The 14811-nt window shown below is 61.4% G+C and carries 16 protein-coding genes; 10 read left to right on the top strand and 6 right to left on the bottom strand.

The window, feature by feature from the left end; genetic code table 11:
- The first annotated feature begins 187 nt into the window (after positions 1-187).
- Positions 188-1075, top strand: a complete 888-nt coding sequence (rhtA, locus tag REH34_RS24460; RefSeq protein WP_311969465.1) for a threonine/homoserine exporter RhtA — start codon at positions 188-190, stop codon at positions 1073-1075.
- Between the two features lie 14 nt (positions 1076-1089).
- Here rhtA and REH34_RS24455 read toward each other — a convergent pair whose 3' ends face one another.
- Together REH34_RS24455 and REH34_RS24450 are read right to left on the bottom strand one after the other, a co-directional pair.
- On the bottom strand, positions 1090-2898 hold the full coding sequence (locus REH34_RS24455; RefSeq protein ID WP_311969464.1) for an aminopeptidase P family protein: 1809 nt from the start codon (positions 2896-2898) through the stop codon (positions 1090-1092).
- A gap of 283 nt (positions 2899-3181) precedes the next feature.
- Complete coding sequence (locus tag REH34_RS24450; protein ID WP_409373348.1) at positions 3182-3745, bottom strand: helix-turn-helix domain-containing protein; 564 nt, start codon at positions 3743-3745, stop codon at positions 3182-3184.
- A 279-nt stretch (positions 3746-4024) separates the two neighbouring features.
- Here REH34_RS24450 and REH34_RS24445 point away from each other — a divergent pair, with 279 nt between their 5' ends.
- Genes REH34_RS24445 through REH34_RS24420 form a run of 6 tightly spaced genes read left to right on the top strand, consistent with a single transcriptional unit; the run spans position 4025 to position 10103 of the window.
- Positions 4025-6943 carry a monovalent cation/H+ antiporter subunit A gene (locus REH34_RS24445; RefSeq protein ID WP_311969463.1) on the top strand — a complete coding sequence of 973 codons (2919 nt, stop codon included), beginning with the start codon at positions 4025-4027 and terminating at the stop codon, positions 6941-6943.
- A complete protein-coding gene (locus tag REH34_RS24440) occupies positions 6943-7287 on the top strand; it encodes a Na+/H+ antiporter subunit C (RefSeq protein WP_226507278.1) in 345 nt (114 codons plus the stop codon). Before REH34_RS24445 ends, REH34_RS24440 begins: the two co-directional genes overlap by 1 nt.
- Entirely contained in the window at positions 7284-8978 is a 1695-nt protein-coding gene (locus REH34_RS24435) for a monovalent cation/H+ antiporter subunit D (RefSeq protein WP_311969461.1), read from the top strand. The genes REH34_RS24440 and REH34_RS24435 overlap by 4 nt, the downstream gene beginning before the upstream one ends.
- A complete protein-coding gene (locus tag REH34_RS24430) occupies positions 8975-9463 on the top strand; it encodes a Na+/H+ antiporter subunit E (RefSeq protein WP_311969460.1) in 489 nt (162 codons plus the stop codon). Before REH34_RS24435 ends, REH34_RS24430 begins: the two co-directional genes overlap by 4 nt.
- A complete protein-coding gene (locus REH34_RS24425; protein WP_226507281.1) occupies positions 9460-9738 on the top strand; it encodes a K+/H+ antiporter subunit F in 279 nt (92 codons plus the stop codon). The genes REH34_RS24430 and REH34_RS24425 overlap by 4 nt, the downstream gene beginning before the upstream one ends.
- Positions 9735-10103, top strand: a complete 369-nt coding sequence (locus tag REH34_RS24420; RefSeq protein ID WP_311969459.1) for a Na+/H+ antiporter subunit G — start codon at positions 9735-9737, stop codon at positions 10101-10103. Before REH34_RS24425 ends, REH34_RS24420 begins: the two co-directional genes overlap by 4 nt.
- A gap of 3 nt (positions 10104-10106) precedes the next feature.
- Here REH34_RS24420 and REH34_RS24415 read toward each other — a convergent pair whose 3' ends face one another.
- Positions 10107-11114: an ABC transporter substrate-binding protein gene (locus REH34_RS24415; RefSeq protein WP_311969458.1), complete on the bottom strand. Its 1008-nt coding sequence runs from the start codon at positions 11112-11114 to the stop codon at positions 10107-10109.
- Between the two features lie 109 nt (positions 11115-11223).
- Positions 11224-11691: a hypothetical protein gene (locus REH34_RS24410; RefSeq protein ID WP_311969457.1), complete on the bottom strand. Its 468-nt coding sequence runs from the start codon at positions 11689-11691 to the stop codon at positions 11224-11226.
- 349 nt (positions 11692-12040) lie between these two features.
- Between REH34_RS24410 and REH34_RS24405 the strand changes: the two genes are divergently transcribed.
- Both REH34_RS24405 and REH34_RS24400 read left to right on the top strand, forming a co-directional pair.
- A complete protein-coding gene (locus REH34_RS24405; RefSeq protein WP_226507285.1) occupies positions 12041-12319 on the top strand; it encodes a hypothetical protein in 279 nt (92 codons plus the stop codon).
- A 66-nt stretch (positions 12320-12385) separates the two neighbouring features.
- A complete protein-coding gene (locus REH34_RS24400) occupies positions 12386-12628 on the top strand; it encodes a DUF2789 domain-containing protein (RefSeq protein ID WP_226507286.1) in 243 nt (80 codons plus the stop codon).
- A gap of 42 nt (positions 12629-12670) precedes the next feature.
- Here the strand turns inward: REH34_RS24400 and REH34_RS24395 are convergent, their stop codons facing one another.
- Positions 12671-12928 (bottom strand): hypothetical protein, encoded by a 258-nt coding sequence (locus REH34_RS24395; RefSeq protein WP_226507287.1) that lies wholly within the window; start codon positions 12926-12928, stop codon positions 12671-12673.
- 335 nt (positions 12929-13263) lie between these two features.
- On the bottom strand, positions 13264-13668 hold the full coding sequence (locus REH34_RS24390; RefSeq protein ID WP_226507288.1) for a TraR/DksA C4-type zinc finger protein: 405 nt from the start codon (positions 13666-13668) through the stop codon (positions 13264-13266).
- Positions 13669-13955: 287 nt separating this feature from the next.
- Between REH34_RS24390 and efeU the strand changes: the two genes are divergently transcribed.
- Complete coding sequence (efeU, locus tag REH34_RS24385) at positions 13956-14804, top strand: iron uptake transporter permease EfeU (protein ID WP_226507348.1); 849 nt, start codon at positions 13956-13958, stop codon at positions 14802-14804.
- Positions 14805-14811: the final 7 nt, after the last annotated feature.

Raw genomic sequence — 14811 nt, 5'->3', positions numbered from 1 at the left:
CCCCCGTCAACCACTTTCTTAAAGAGTTGATCGCAGCAAGCTTCAAGCCACAAGAAAAGCACACCGCGCCCGCCTTTACTTGCAGCTTGCATCTCACCAGTGCGCACTATATTGCCCATCCAGCAAAGCTTGAGCATTATAGTCGGCTCAAGCCTGCCCAATGCCTCCTATATAAGCACCAGCTCTCATGACAACAACAAGTCGTAACCTCACCTCCACGCTCTACCCCATCGGCTTGCTGCTGATCGCCATGGCCACTATTCAATCCGGTGCTTCCCTGGCTAAAGAGTTGTTCCCGGTGGTAGGCGCCCAAGGCGCCACGGCCTTGCGGCTGATCTTTTCCAGCATCATCCTGGTGGTAATCTTCAAGCCATGGCGCAGTAACTGGACGCCGCAAAGCCTGCGCAACATCCTGTTCTACGGAATGGCGCTCGGCTTCATGAACCTTCTTTATTACCTGGCCATCCGCACCGTCCCGCTAGGGATTGCAGTGGCGCTCGAGTTTACCGGGCCGCTGGCAGTGGCATTATTCGCCTCACGCCGCGCCATCGATTTCGTCTGGATTGCCCTGGCGGTCATCGGCCTCGTCCTGCTGATGCCGGCAATGGACTCGCCCACTAGCCTCGATCCGGTGGGCATGATCTATGCTCTGGGCGCTGGCGCCTGCTGGGCGGCCTATATCATCTTCGGGAAAAAAGCCGGGGATGACCACGGCGTGCAAGGCGCCGTACTCGGCGTGGTAGTTGCAGCCGTCTTCGTGGTGCCGGTAGGCATTGCCCATGCCGGTTCCGCACTGCTCAACCTGTCGTTGCTCCCCATCGCCATTGGCGTCGCGATCCTGTCAACCGCCGTTCCCTATACCCTGGAGATGATTGCCCTGACCCGAATGCCGGCTCGCACCTTCAGCATTCTTATGAGTATCGAACCGGTGGCGGGCGCGCTGGCAGGTTTCCTGTTCCTCAGTGAGGTGCTGACACTGACCCAATGGCTGGCGATCATCGCCATCATCGTGGCCTCGGCAGGCACTACCCTTACTTCGCAAAAAGAGCCGGCCGCCACGCTGGCAGCCGACTGACCAGCACCCTGCCCTTAAAAGCGCTCGGTCCGCACCTTCATCCACTCCAGCGCTGGCCCGGACAACAAGGGCGCCAAACGCTGCCGGACTTCGGCATGATAGTCATCAAGCCACAGTCGCTCTTCCCTGGACAACTCGTCACGCAAGAGGCAACGCGTGTCGATCGGGCACAGGGTCAGGGTTTCAAACCGCAGAAAATCACCGAACTCACTTTTACCGGCTTCCTGGGTCAACACCAGATTCTCGATACGCACGCCCCATTGGCCGGGTCGATAGGTGCCCGGCTCCACCGAGGTGATCATGCCCTGTTGCATGGCGGTCTGCGGCCCGGGCGCAGCCTGATAGGCGATAACCTGCGGCCCCTCATGCACATTGAGGAAGTACCCGACGCCATGACCCGTGCCGTGGCCGTAATCGACATTGTCGGCCCATAGCGGCGCGCGAGCGATGGCATCCAGTAATGGCGAAGCGATGCCCCGCGGAAACCGCGCCCGTGATAACGCGATCATCCCTTTTAGCACGCGCGTGCAATCGCGGCGTTGTGCCTCAGTGGGTGAGCCGATCGGCACCATCCGCGTGATATCGGTAGTGCCCCCCAGATACTGGCCACCGGAATCGATCAGCAATAAACCGTCGCCTTCAAGCGTGGCATGGGATGCCGCCGTGGCGCGGTAGTGCGGCATCGCGCCATTGGCATTGAAGGCCGCAATAGTGGCGAAGCTCGCACAGACATAGTCAGGACGACGAGTACGTGCAGCTGTCAGCTGTTCATCGATGGTGACTTCAGTGATGGTCTGCTGCCCCAATGCCGATTCCAGCCAGCTGAAAAACTCGCAAAGGGCCGCGCCGTCCTGCTCCATTGCCTGGCGCACGTGGGCAGCATCCGCTTCGTTTTTGCGCGACTTGAACAGGGTGGTCGGGTTGATGCCTTCGATCAACCGCACACTGGCTTGCAAGTGGCGGGTCAGGCCTACCGTGACCTTGGCCGGATCGAGCAGGACACTGGCCTGGGCAGGGACCGCCTCCAGGTCGGCACTGATCTCGGCATAATCGCGAACCTCCACGCCCTGCTCCAGCAATCTGGCCCGCAGCGGCTCGGCGATTTTCCCGGCAGCCACATACAACCGTGCCACCCCCTCCCCCACCAGCGCGAACGCCAGGAACACCGGGTTGTAGGAAACGTCCGCGCCACGCAGATTGAACAGCCAGGCGATGTCATCCAGGGTGGCAAGGAAGTGCCAGTCGGCACCTTTATCTCGCAGTGCCTCACGCAAGCGCGACAAACGCAGCTGACGATCTTCACTGGCGAAGGGTGGCGCGTGCTCGAAAACGTCGGCGACTGGCAATGCGGGCCGATCGATCCATACCTCGCTCAGCAGATCGAGATCGGTACGCAACGAAGCGCCACGCGCGGCCAGTTTGTCGTTGAGACTGCGCGCCGACGCCAGGGCCATGACCGCACCATCGACTGCCACCGTCGCGCCCTGCGCCACGTTTTCAGGCAGCCACTCCAGTGCGCCAGGTTGACCACTCATGAGCCTCATCAAGGCGATGCCGGTACCGGCGAGTTCCTTTTCGGCCTGCTCCCAGTAACGGCTGTCGACCCAGAGCCCGGCAAAATCAGCGGTGACGACCAAGGTGCCGACTGAGCCATGAAAGCCGGACAGCCAGCGTCGCCCCTGCCAGTAGCGCGGCAGGTATTCGGAAAGATGAGGGTCTGCCGATGGTACCAGCAGGGCGCTGACGCCTTGGCCCGCCATGACTTCACGGACCTGGGCCAGGCGCGCGGGCACCTGGGCGTCGTTTGCAGAGGTTGTGCTCATAAAGATCTCCTGCGACCACGGCGTGCCGCCGTTATAAAGGGCCAGGCCGTCGATCATGAAGCAGGCTCGATGCTTGAGCAACCGTTGCGCCGGTGACTAGCCGGTCAGCAAGGCGATGGTGAAGAAAATGACCAATAAGAGTGAAAGCGGCATGCGGGCCTCCCTGCGCCTGGAAGTAAGATCAGAAGTCTGACGGATTGCGCACAGGCTACCGTTACGTCGGCCACTGAAAAAATCATCTGCCGTGATAGTGGTTATCGACCGCTAGTGGCACCACGCTCGGCTAAATGACCACGTTGCGGATGAAGCGCACCGCTTGGCTGCCGACATTGCGGTAGGCATGGGCGACATTGCTCGCGAACATATGGAAGTCGCCGGCCTGCAGTGCGTGAACCCGACCTGCCAGTTCGAGCTGAAGCGCGCCCTCGAACACGAACACCTGCTCGCTCCAGCCATCGGCATTGGCCTCGCTGGCGTAGCACTCGCCCGGTTCGAGGCGCCATTCCCACAATTCCACTTCGCGCCGCGCCAGGGCGCTGGCCAACAGCACACCGCGGCTGCCAGAACGCTCGCCGATCCAGGCAAGCTCTTCGATACGGCTTGGATCACGGGCCTCGAACGCTTGGATCAAGTCACTGAAGGCAACACCCAAGGCATCGGCGAGACGATCTAGGGTAGTAAGGCTGACGTTCTTTTCGCCTGCTTCGAGCGCTACCAGCATTCGCCGACTGACCCCGGATCTTTCTGCCAGCGCAGCCTGGCTGAGCCCCGCACCGTTGCGCAAACGGCGCAGATTCTGGCTGACGTGCTGGAGCACCGAGGTGCGGGGCTGGGGGTCGCTGGGCACAATGTTCTCGCTGTTGGCGGCGGCTAAGGCGCATTGTGCGGTGTGCTCCACACCCAGAGCAAGGCAGCCCATGCTCGGTTTGAGCAGCGAAATCGTCATCGAACACCGCCTCGCAATCTTCACGCGCCAGCTATGGTGGTAATGAATCGTTCTTTGTAAAACCTTGTTATACAAAACCCAAGAGATGAACCGGCTCGAGGCCCCGTTCAGGGCCTCGACGAGTTGGTGATCAGCCCCCTGCCACGTATGATCGCTGGCATCCCTTTGCAGATGAAATCTATGTCTTTGATAGTTCTACTGCTTTTGCCCTTCCTGGGCAGCTGCGTGGCGGCCTTGCTGCCACACAACGCACGTAATGCCGAATCCTTGCTCGCCGGGGTGATTGCCTTGATCGGCACTGTGCAGGTGGCCCTGTGGTATCCGCAGATTGCCCATGGCGGGGTGATCCGCGAAGAGTTCGCCTGGCTGCCGAGCCTGGGGATCAATCTGGTGCTGCGCCTGGACGGCTTCGCCTGGCTGTTCTCGCTGCTGGTGCTGGGCATCGGCACGCTGGTGTCGATCTACGCCCGCTACTACATGTCGCCGCAGGATCCGGTGCCGCGTTTTTTCGCTTTCTTCCTGGCGTTCATGGGCGCGATGCTGGGCCTGGTGATTTCCGGCAACCTGATCCAGATCGTGTTCTTCTGGGAACTGACCAGCCTGTTCTCGTTCCTGTTGATCGGCTATTGGCACCATCGCAGCGATGCCCGGCGCGGCGCCTACATGGCCTTGACCGTCACCGGCGCCGGCGGTCTTTGCCTGCTGGTGAGCGCCTTGCTGCTGGGGCACATCGTCGGCAGCTACGACCTGGATCCGGTACTCGCTGCCGGCGAGCAGATCCGCGCCAGCCACCTTTATCCCGTGATGCTGACGCTGGTGCTGCTGGGCGCCTTGAGCAAGAGCGCGCAATTCCCCTTCCATTTCTGGCTGCCCCACGCGATGGCGGCGCCAACCCCGGTTTCGGCCTACCTGCACTCGGCGACCATGGTCAAGGCCGGGGTGTTTCTGCTCGCTCGGCTGTGGCCGGCGCTGTCGGGCAGCGAGCAGTGGTTCTGGATGGTCGGCGGGGCCGGTGCCTGCACGCTGTTGCTCGGCGCTTATTGCGCGATGTTCCAGACCGACCTCAAAGGCTTGCTGGCCTACTCCACCATCAGCCATCTCGGGCTGATCACCCTGCTGCTGGGCCTCAACAGCCCACTGGCAGCCGTGGCGGCGGTGTTTCATATCCTCAACCATGCCACCTTCAAGGCCTCGCTGTTCATGGCTGCGGGCATCATCGACCACGAAAGCGGAACGCGCGATATCCGTCGCCTCAGCGGGCTGTTCCGCCTGATGCCGTTCACCGCGACCCTGGCCATGGTCGCCAGCGCCGCCATGGCCGGGGTGCCGTTGATGAACGGTTTCCTGTCCAAAGAGATGTTCTTCGCCGAAACCGTGTTCATCAGCGCCACTGCCTGGGTCGAATACGCCCTGCCGGTGATCGCCACCCTGGCGGGTACCTTCAGCGTGGTGTACTCCCTGCGCTTTACCGTCGACGTGTTTTTCGGCCCGCCGGCCACCGACCTGCCGCACACACCCCACGAACCGCCACGCTGGATGCGTGTACCGGTAGAACTGCTGGTACTGGCCTGCCTGGTGGTCGGCGTACTGCCCGCCCTGTCGGTGGGCGCCATCTTGGCAGCCGCTGCGCAACCGGTGGTGGGTGGCAGCTTGCCCGAGTACAGCCTGGCCATCTGGCATGGGCTGAATGCGCCGATGATCATGAGCCTGATCGCCATGACGACGGGTATCCTGATCTACCTGCTGTTGCGCAAACCATTCAAGCACGGTCGCCTTGAAGGCGCTCCCTTGATTGGCCGACTGAGCGGCAAACGGCTCTTCGAGCGCTTGCTGGTCAGCCTGATGCGTGGCGCGCGGCGGCTGGAGCGACGCATCAGCACCCGCCGCCTGCAAACGCAACTGTTCATGCTGGTGGCCGTGGCCCTGCTCGCCGCATTCTTGCCGATGCTCGAGAGCGGACTGAGCTGGGGCGATCGACCGAAAATCCCGGGCTCCGGCGTTTTCGTCGCCCTTTGGCTGATCGCGATCGCCTGCGCCCTGGGCGCTGCCTGGCAAGCCAAGTATCATCGGCTGGCGGCGTTGACCATGGTCAGTGTCTGCGGCCTGATGACCTGCGTCACCTTCGTATGGTTTTCCGCCCCTGATCTGGCGCTGACTCAACTGGTGGTCGAGGTGGTCACCACCGTGCTGATCCTACTGGGCCTGCGCTGGCTGCCGCGCCGTATCGAAACCGTCCTGCCGACCCCGGCGCAACGAGGCAAGGCGCGCGTGCGCCGCGTCCGTGACCTGCTGCTGGCAGGTCTGGCGGGTGGCGGCATGGCGCTGTTGTCGTATGCCATGCTGACCCGCCCGACGCCGAATCATATCTCGTCTTTCTATCTGCGCCGGGCCCTCCCGGAAGGCGGCGGCACCAATGTGGTGAACGTCATGCTGGTGGACTTCCGCGGCCTCGATACGCTGGGTGAAATCACCGTACTGGCGGTAGTCTCGCTGGTGGTCTTCGCCCTGCTGCGGCGCTTCCGCCCGCCCAGGGAGAGCATGCAGTTGCCCGCGCAACAGCGGCTGCTGGCGCCCGACGTAGTCACCGACCTGATCAACACGCGCAGCGCCAGCGACACCGCACTGGGTTTCATGATGGTGCCGGCGTTGCTGGTGCGCCTGCTGCTGCCCGTGGCGCTGGTGATTTCCATGTACCTGTTCATGCGCGGACACAACCAGCCTGGCGGCGGGTTCGTTGCCGGGCTGGTGATGTCGGTAGCATTCATTCTGCAATACATGGTGGCAGGAACGCAGTGGGTCGAAGCGCGCATGAGCCTGCGCCCCTTGCGCTGGCTCGGCACCGGGCTGCTCTGCGCGACGGCGACGGGTGCAGGCTCGCTGTACTTCGGCTATCCGTTCCTGACCACCCACACCGCCCACCTGCACCTGCCGCTGCTGGGTGACCTGCACGTGGCCAGCGCGCTGTTCTTCGACATTGGCGTGTATACCGTGGTGGTCGGCTCGACGCTGCTGATTCTTACCGCCCTGGCGCACCAGTCGGTGCGCAGTCATCGCCCGTCGAGCCTGCCGCGTTCCGTTGCACCAAAAGGAGCCGCCTGATGGAAGAAGTCATCGCAATCGCCATTGGCGTCCTGTCCGCGTCCGGCGTTTGGCTGATCCTGCGCCCACGGACCTTCCAGGTGGTCATGGGCCTGTGCCTGCTGTCCTACGGGGTCAACCTGTTCATTTTCAGCATGGGCAGCCTGTTCATCGGCCGCGAGCCGATCGTCAAGGACGGCGTCCCGCAGGACCTGCTGCACTACACCGACCCGCTGCCGCAGGCCTTGGTACTCACCGCCATCGTCATCAGCTTCGCCATGACCGCGTTGTTCCTCGTCGTGCTGCTGGCCTCCCGGGGTCTGACCGGCACTGACCATGTCGACGGTCGGGAGCCCCAGGAATGAGCTTGATGCCAACCCTGATCATCGTGCCCGTTCTGCTGCCGTTGCTGACGGCAGCGGTGATGTTGCTGCTCGGGGAAAAACACCGTCCCCTGAAGGCGCAGATCAACCTGCTGTCGACCGTCGCAGGCCTGCTCACCGCAGTACTGTTGATGCTGCAGGTACAACAGGGCAGCAGCTCGATCGGCGTCTATCTGCCCGGCAACTGGGAAGCGCCCTTCGGCATCGTGCTGGTCGCCGACCGGCTGGCCGCGTTGATGATGGTCCTGACCGGGATCATCGCCAGCTGCGCGCTGCTCTTCGCCATGGCACGCTGGGATCGGGCGGGCGCGAGTTTTCATGCCATGTTCCAGATCCAGTTGATGGGGTTGTATGGCGCCTTCCTGACCGGTGATCTGTTCAACCTGTTCGTGTTTTTCGAAGTGCTGCTGGCAGCATCATACGGGCTGATGCTGCATGGCTCGGGGCGCGCCAGGGTGTCGGCCGGCATGCATTACATAGCGATCAACCTGCTGGCGTCGTCGTTGTTTTTGATCGGCGCGGCGATGATCTACGGTGTCACCGGCACCCTGAACATGGCAGACCTGGCGATAAAGATCCCTCAAGTGGCGGCCGCCGATCGCGGGCTACTGCACGCGGGCGCGGCGATTCTGGCCACGGCGTTTCTCGCCAAGGCTGGCATGTGGCCGCTGAATTTCTGGCTGGTGCCCGCCTATTCAAGCGCCAGTGCGCCGGTGGCCGCGTTGTTCGCAATCATGACCAAGGTCGGCCTGTACACGGTGTTGCGGCTATGGACACTGCTGTTTTCCGATGAGGCCGGCGCCTCCGCGCACTTCGGTAGCGAATGGTTGGTCATCGGCGGCTTGGCGACGATTGCCTGCGCAGCGCTGTCGATCCTCGCGGCACAACGCCTGGAGCGCATGGCCAGCCTGAGCATCCTGGTCTCGGCTGGCACTCTGCTCGCCGCCATAGGCTTCGGTCAGCAAAGACTCACAGGGGCGGCGCTGTTCTATCTGGTGAGCTCGACCCTGGCCCTGTGCGCGCTGTTTCTGCTGGCTGAACTGATCGAGCGCTCGCGCTCGGCCAACGATATCGCGCTTGAAGACGACAGCGACGCCCTGCCCCGTGCCCTGGAATCCCTGCACCCGCCCAAGGGTATCAATCTGGACGACGAGCAAAAAGCCGTGGTCGGTCAGGTCATCCCCTGGACCATGGCGTTTCTGGGCCTGAGTTTCATTGCGTGCGTGTTGCTGATCGTCGGCATGCCGCCCCTGTCCGGGTTCATCGGCAAGCTGAACCTGATCAGCGCGTTGTTCAACCCCCATGGCCTGCAAGCACCGGGTGTGGCACTGTCCAGCGAAGGCTGGATCTTCATCGCCTTGCTGGTGATATCGGGACTGGCCTCACTGATGGGCCTGACCCGGGTCGCCATCCAGCGATTCTGGACGCCCCAGGATCGCCCCTCGCCGCTGTTGCGGCGCAACGAATGCATTCCCATCGTCATCCTGCTGGCGCTATCGATTGCGATGACGTTCAAGGCCGAGCCGCTGCTGCGCTACACCCAGGACACCGCCGCCGAGCTCGCAAATTCGTCTCGCTATGTCGAAGCCGTATTGGCGCGCAAGGCCCGACCAGGCCCACTCTCAGACCAGACCGTGGCACCCATGCCGCCCCCCCTGGGAGAAACGCCATGAAGCGCCTGTTCCCCGCTCCCCTGCTATCCGTCGCCTTGCTGCTGTTATGGCTGCTGCTGAACCTCTCGTTCAGTGCAGGCCAGGTGTTGCTGGGGGTGTTGTTCGGTGTTCTCGCCCCCCTGCTGATGGCGCCGCTGCGTCCGTCCCATCCGCATATTCGCCGACCATTGACAGTGCTGCGCCTGCTGGGGCGAGTGGGAATCGACCTTGTGACCTCCAATCTGCAGGTCGGCTGGCAAGTCTGGAGCCTCGACCAACGTGCGCCGCGCTCGGCGTTCGTCAAGGTGCCCCTGGACCTGCGCGATCCCGCCGGGCTGGCAACGCTGTCGATCGTCTGCACGGTCATTCCAGGCACCGTCTGGTCCGAGCTGGCGCTGGACCGCAGCCTGCTGCTGATACATGTCTTCGATCTGGACGACGAGGCGCGCTTCATCGCCCATTTCAAGGCAACTTACGAACGCCCGCTGATGGAGATCTTCCAATGAGCCCGCTGCTCGACAATGCCATCCTGACCAGCCTGTGCATCTTCGCCCTGGCCATGCTGCTGACGCTGATCCGGCTGTTTCGCGGGCCCTCGGCACAGGATCGGGTCCTCGCCCTCGACTACCTGTACATCCTCGCCATGTTGATGATGCTGGTATTGGGGATTCGCTATGCCAGTGATACCTACTTCGAAGCTGCCCTGCTGATCGCGCTGTTCGGCTTTGTCGGCTCGTTCGCCCTGGCTAAATTCCTGCTGCGCGGAGAAGTGATCGAATGACCGACACCCACCTGTTGCCAATGTGGATCGAAGTACTCACCTGCATCCTGCTGGTCGCCAGCAGCCTGTTCGCGCTCAGCGGCGCGCTGGGCCTGCTGCGCCTCAAGGACTTCTTTCAACGCATGCACCCTCCGGCACTGGCCTCGACACTGGGAGTCTGGTGCGTGGCCATTGCATCGATCCTGTATTTTTCGGCGCTCAAGCACAGCCTGGTATTGCACGCGCTGCTGATTCCGATCCTGCTGGCGATCACCATGCCGATCACCACCCTGCTGCTGGCCAGGGCCGCGCTGTTTCGCAAGCGCATGGCCAAGGACGCCGTACCAGCGGAGATCAGCAGCCGCGATTCGTCCGGCGGCGCCTGAACGCTACTTGAGTGCCGCCGCCACTTTGTCGGCGACATCGACGGGTAACCAGGCACGCCATAATTTAGGCTGTTCACGCATGAAGCTCTCAGCTGCCTCGCGCGGCTGGCGATGATGCTCGCTCATATCCGCCAGCGCCTGGTTCAGCGGGTCGATGGGGATCTGCACCTTGGTAAACGCCGCAGCGATCTGCGGGTACTGCTGCTCGAAAGGCACCGACACGCCGATCGACAGTTTGGATGCCAATGACCGAGTCGGCTTGGGATTGGGATTGTCGGCGTCGGTGAGGGTCTTCCAGGCCTCAGCGTCGAATGCCGGCTCTTCAAGCTGAATAAGCTTGAAGCGGCCAAGCAACGGTGTCGGCGACCAGTAGTAGAACAGCACCGGCTTGCCGCGCTTGATCGATGAAGCGATCTCCGCATCCAGGGCCGCACCCGAACCGCTGCGGAAATTGGTGTAGCTGTCGGTCAAGCCATAGGCCTTGAGCTTCTGCGCGTTGACCACTTCCGAGGTCCAGCCGATCGGGCTGTTGAGAAACCGTCCCTTGTCGGGCGCTTCCGGATCCTTGAACACGTCCTTGTAGCGCGGCAGATCGCTGACACTCTTAAGGTCCGGCGCTAAAGGCTTGATGCCTCGAGAAGCGTCACCCTTGACCACATACTCCGGCACCCACCAGCCTTCGGTGGCGCCGGTGACGATATCGCCCAGGCCCTTGACCTTGCCATCGGCCTCAGCTTTGACCCACACCGGGCTGCGGCCGGCCCATTCCTCGCCGATGACCTGAATGTCGTTTTTCGCCAGGGCCGTTTCCAGGGTGATGGTGGTGCCCGGCAAGGTATCGGTCGGCAGTTCGTAGCCCTTCTCGACGATGACCCGCAGGATCTCGGTGATCAGGCTGCCGCTCTCCCAATTCAGGTCAGCGAAATGCACGGGCGTGGCTGCAGCCTGCACTGGTGCTTGAGTTGTCAGGGCGATCAGCGCAGCGGCCAACAGCGTGCGTAGTCCTTTCATGCTCGTCTTCCTCGAATCTCGGGGGGCTTCATTCAGTCAACAGACTGTAGACGAGGTTCCTTCGGGCACGCGAGCTTTGCGTTCGGTATTCCCTGTGGCCTGCACGCAATTACTCGCTGGGCTTGAACGTCAATTCGCCCTTGCGCCACTTGGCCGCCTTGCTCGACGCCGCCTTGAGCGTCTTGGCCAGGCCGACTTGCAGCTGCTCGTGCGCGGCGAAAACCATCACCACGGTCTGCCCTTCCTTGAACACGATGCCATGGCCCTCGGCGCTATCGACGAAGGCGTATTCGCCCAGGCCATAGACGGTCAGCTTGATCTCGCGGAACTTGATCTCGAACTTGCCGCCTTCGCGGCTTGGCAGTACGGCCGCGCGGAAGTGATCGCCTACTTTGAGTTCAAGGCGCTGCTTGTCATCAACCACCAAAGCGGTTTGCGTATCGATCTCGGCCATGTAAAGGCCTTCGGCGGTCTGTTCGGTGACATAGACAAAACGCGATTGAAACTGCTTGACCAACTTAGCGCGCAAATCGCCCAGTACGAAAAGGGCGTGCATATCCAGATTACTTACTGCCAATGAAAGGTCTCCCCAGATGAAAAACCGTTGTTTGCGGACACGGCCGGATGGCCGGTTCACACGCCACGGAGCACACAACTGACCACAAGGGCCAACCCATGAAGATTAAATGAAATGACCGTTTGATAACCGCCAGTGCAACGTCTCGACATAAAACCCAATGCCGAGGATTTTTCCTACAGCGCTCCGAAGCCTCTGTCAGAATTTTCGGCAGAATACTGCAAGTAGAAAAGAATTTTCCGACATTCAGCACCTGAAAAACATGAGATAGATAGCCCCTCGGTCGCCGCCCATGCCTGGCGGCCCTACCTATCCGATTGCCCAGCGTGAATATGGAGTGCGCACAACCATGCCAGACACCAACAAAAACCCGCGTCAAGCCTCGGCCCAGAGCTCACCCAGCGCACATTACGCCCAATATCCAGTGGTGGCCAAGAGCCCTGCGGCGGTGCTGCCAATATATCGAGTGATTCCCGCCGGCAAGGCGTTCTATCACGTCGTCGAGACCGCCACCAACCGCGTCATCGGCTACCGCCGCCACCATGCGGACGCCTGCGCACTGGCCCGACAGCTAGAGACCGGTGGAACGGACGGACAGATGCGTATTCGTTCGAACTCTGGCGCCTAGCGTCGTTCCAATCTCCCAACAGCGAAACAATCAACCATCTGCGGCACAGCCTGCCGAGGAGTCGACATGGAATTGCAAAACAACGATCTGGGTACCCTGTTCGAGCAACTTGCCTTGGACAGCGACCCGGCGAGCATCGACGATTTCATTGCCACCCATCAACTGAGCGCCGATGTGAAGCTGGTCGATGCCGATTTCTGGTCACCCGCACAGGCAGCTTTTTTGAAGGAGCAACTGCGTGAAGATGCCGACTGGGCAATGACGGTCGATGAACTCAATGTACGATTGCACGAAACCCCGCAGCAGTAACGCCCATACCGCTCGGTTCGGTGGCCCAACGTATCGAAGCGACTACCGCTTCAGCGCGGTGCCCACCCCGATGTCCTCGAGCTCACCGTCGACGGCAGCCTGTTCCTCGATGCTTTCAAGCAGGCCGAACATCGTCCGCCAGGCGCCGCGGCACTCTTCTGCCTCGGCGCGGCTGCCAAACGCAGTTCCCCGCTGCTCGCCATTGACGAGCACCACCCAGCAGACCTTGTGACCTTGATTGCGCAGGGCCTGAGGGACCCCGCTGCCGATCATCACGGCAATATCGATCTTGCACTGCATGACCTCCCTCCCGAGATTTCATAGCCAGCTAACGATACGTCCATGGTAGAGAGATATTCCCTGCGCAAACAGCAACTTGCGGCACAGCAGCATTACCGCTTACGCAATAATAGCTGTGCAAGCGCGTGATGCCCGGCGCATAGCCGATGGACTTGAAAGGTTATCGGCAGGATCGGCGTTGGATTGAGCGACTTTGATCAGCACCAGGCCATCATATGGCCATTATCTACCGTTGCCTGCATCGAGGCAACGGCATTCGCAGGGCGCCGACGAGCTGGGAGAGGACAGGGGGTGTCCACTCCGCTCGACGATCTCAACGGTGGTCAACCGCGGCCTCAGGCCTGACGCTGGTGCCGATCGATCTGCTCGTGACGCTCTTGAGCCTCGATGCAGTACTTGGTGGTCGGGCTGATCAGCAGGCGCTTGAGCCCGATGGCCTCGCCGCTGTCGTCGCACCAGCCAAAACTGTCATCGGCAATACGGCCCAGGGCCATTTCCAGCTGCGGCAGCATACGCTGATCGCGGTCAATCGCATTGACCAGCCAGGTACGCTCTTCTTCCACCGAAGCGGCATCGGCAGGATCGGCTGGCGTGTCCAGGCTTTCGATAGCTACACGATTCTGCTCGATACGCTCGTGGGTCTCGATCTTCATGCCCTGCAACAGCTCGACGAAGAAAGCGTGCTGCTCGGCGTTCATGTAGTCATCCGCCGGCATGGCCAGCAACTTTTCCTTTGTCATTGATTTCTCTATAAAAAATACGTGCATTCAGGCGAATCGTGGTGCATGTCGGGGGCGTGCCCTCGGCATGCGGCAATCTCCAAGCGCCAGCCGGCACTCATTTATGAGGGGCGGCAGTCTAAGGCGGCTTCACCTGCGCAGCAATAGGGTTGAAGGCCCAATTGACCAATAACCCCTTCAGGAGCAGCAAAGGCGGCCGTTCGCTGATGAAAAATGCGGGCGAGTGTTCAATAATGAGTCTCATTATGTTACAAGTTAGCATCCTTATTCCTATCTGCCGGTGTTCGATGCTCGTTCCGTTCTTAATCATGCTGCGCGAAGGTATTGAAGCTGCCTTGGTCGTTGGCATCATCGCCAGCTATCTCAAGCAGACCGGTCGCGGCCAATGGATGCCTGCCGTATGGGTCGGGGTCTTTCTTGCCGTGGCCCTGTCGCTGCTGGTGGGCGGCGGCCTGGAGCTGGTCAGTGCGGAATTCCCGCAGCGCCAGCAAGAGCTTTTCGAAAGCGTGATCGGTATTGTCGCGGTGGTGTTCCTCTGCACCATGGTCACCTGGATGCGCAAGGTGTCCCGCTCGATCAAGCATTCGCTGCACGCCTCCCTCGATCAGGCGCTGGCCGGTTCGCAGAACCAGGTCTATGCGCTGATTGGCATGGTGTTCTTCTCGGTAGCCCGTGAAGGCCTCGAAACGGTGTTTTTCCTGCTCGCCGTGTTCCAGCAGAGCACCGGCGCCTCGGCGCCTCTGGGCGCGCTGTTGGGCCTTATTTGCGCGGTGATCGTCGGCCTCGCGCTATACAACGGCAGCATGCGCCTGAACCTCGGCGCGTTCTTCCGCTGGACCAGCCTGTTCATTCTATTCGTCGCGGGCGGCATTCTCTCCAACTCGGTGCGCTCGCTGCACGAGGCCGGTGTCTGGAACTCCCTGCAGGACGTAGTCTTCGACATCAGCGCCATACTGCCGATGGATGGCCCGGTGGGCTCGGTCCTGGCCGGCATGTTCGGTTATCAGGATGCACCGACCGTGAGCGTGCTCGGCGCCTACTTGATTTTCATGATCGTGGCGCTGGTGCTGTTTTTCATGCCGGTGCCCAATCGTGCCGCAGCCCCAGCCAATAAACCTTCTGTTTCGCATCAATAAGGCCTTC

Source organism: Pseudomonas baltica, from assembly GCF_031880315.1.
Lineage (GTDB): Bacteria > Pseudomonadota > Gammaproteobacteria > Pseudomonadales > Pseudomonadaceae > Aquipseudomonas.
This window is presented reverse-complemented; position numbering and strand designations above follow the sequence as displayed.

Coding starts and splice junctions, on each gene's coding strand:
- rhtA (WP_311969465.1), top strand. CDS start 188: ATGACAACAACAAGTCGTAACCTCACCTCCACGCTCTACCCCATCGGC.
- REH34_RS24455 (WP_311969464.1), bottom strand. CDS start 2,898: ATGAGCACAACCTCTGCAAACGACGCCCAGGTGCCCGCGCGCCTGGCC.
- REH34_RS24445 (WP_311969463.1), top strand. CDS start 4,025: ATGTCTTTGATAGTTCTACTGCTTTTGCCCTTCCTGGGCAGCTGCGTG.
- REH34_RS24440 (WP_226507278.1), top strand. CDS start 6,943: ATGGAAGAAGTCATCGCAATCGCCATTGGCGTCCTGTCCGCGTCCGGC.
- REH34_RS24435 (WP_311969461.1), top strand. CDS start 7,284: ATGAGCTTGATGCCAACCCTGATCATCGTGCCCGTTCTGCTGCCGTTG.
- REH34_RS24430 (WP_311969460.1), top strand. CDS start 8,975: ATGAAGCGCCTGTTCCCCGCTCCCCTGCTATCCGTCGCCTTGCTGCTG.
- REH34_RS24425 (WP_226507281.1), top strand. CDS start 9,460: ATGAGCCCGCTGCTCGACAATGCCATCCTGACCAGCCTGTGCATCTTC.
- REH34_RS24420 (WP_311969459.1), top strand. CDS start 9,735: ATGACCGACACCCACCTGTTGCCAATGTGGATCGAAGTACTCACCTGC.
- REH34_RS24415 (WP_311969458.1), bottom strand. CDS start 11,114: ATGAAAGGACTACGCACGCTGTTGGCCGCTGCGCTGATCGCCCTGACA.
- REH34_RS24405 (WP_226507285.1), top strand. CDS start 12,041: ATGCCAGACACCAACAAAAACCCGCGTCAAGCCTCGGCCCAGAGCTCA.
- REH34_RS24400 (WP_226507286.1), top strand. CDS start 12,386: ATGGAATTGCAAAACAACGATCTGGGTACCCTGTTCGAGCAACTTGCC.
- REH34_RS24395 (WP_226507287.1), bottom strand. CDS start 12,928: ATGCAGTGCAAGATCGATATTGCCGTGATGATCGGCAGCGGGGTCCCT.
- REH34_RS24390 (WP_226507288.1), bottom strand. CDS start 13,668: ATGACAAAGGAAAAGTTGCTGGCCATGCCGGCGGATGACTACATGAAC.
- efeU (WP_226507348.1), top strand. CDS start 13,956: ATGCTCGTTCCGTTCTTAATCATGCTGCGCGAAGGTATTGAAGCTGCC.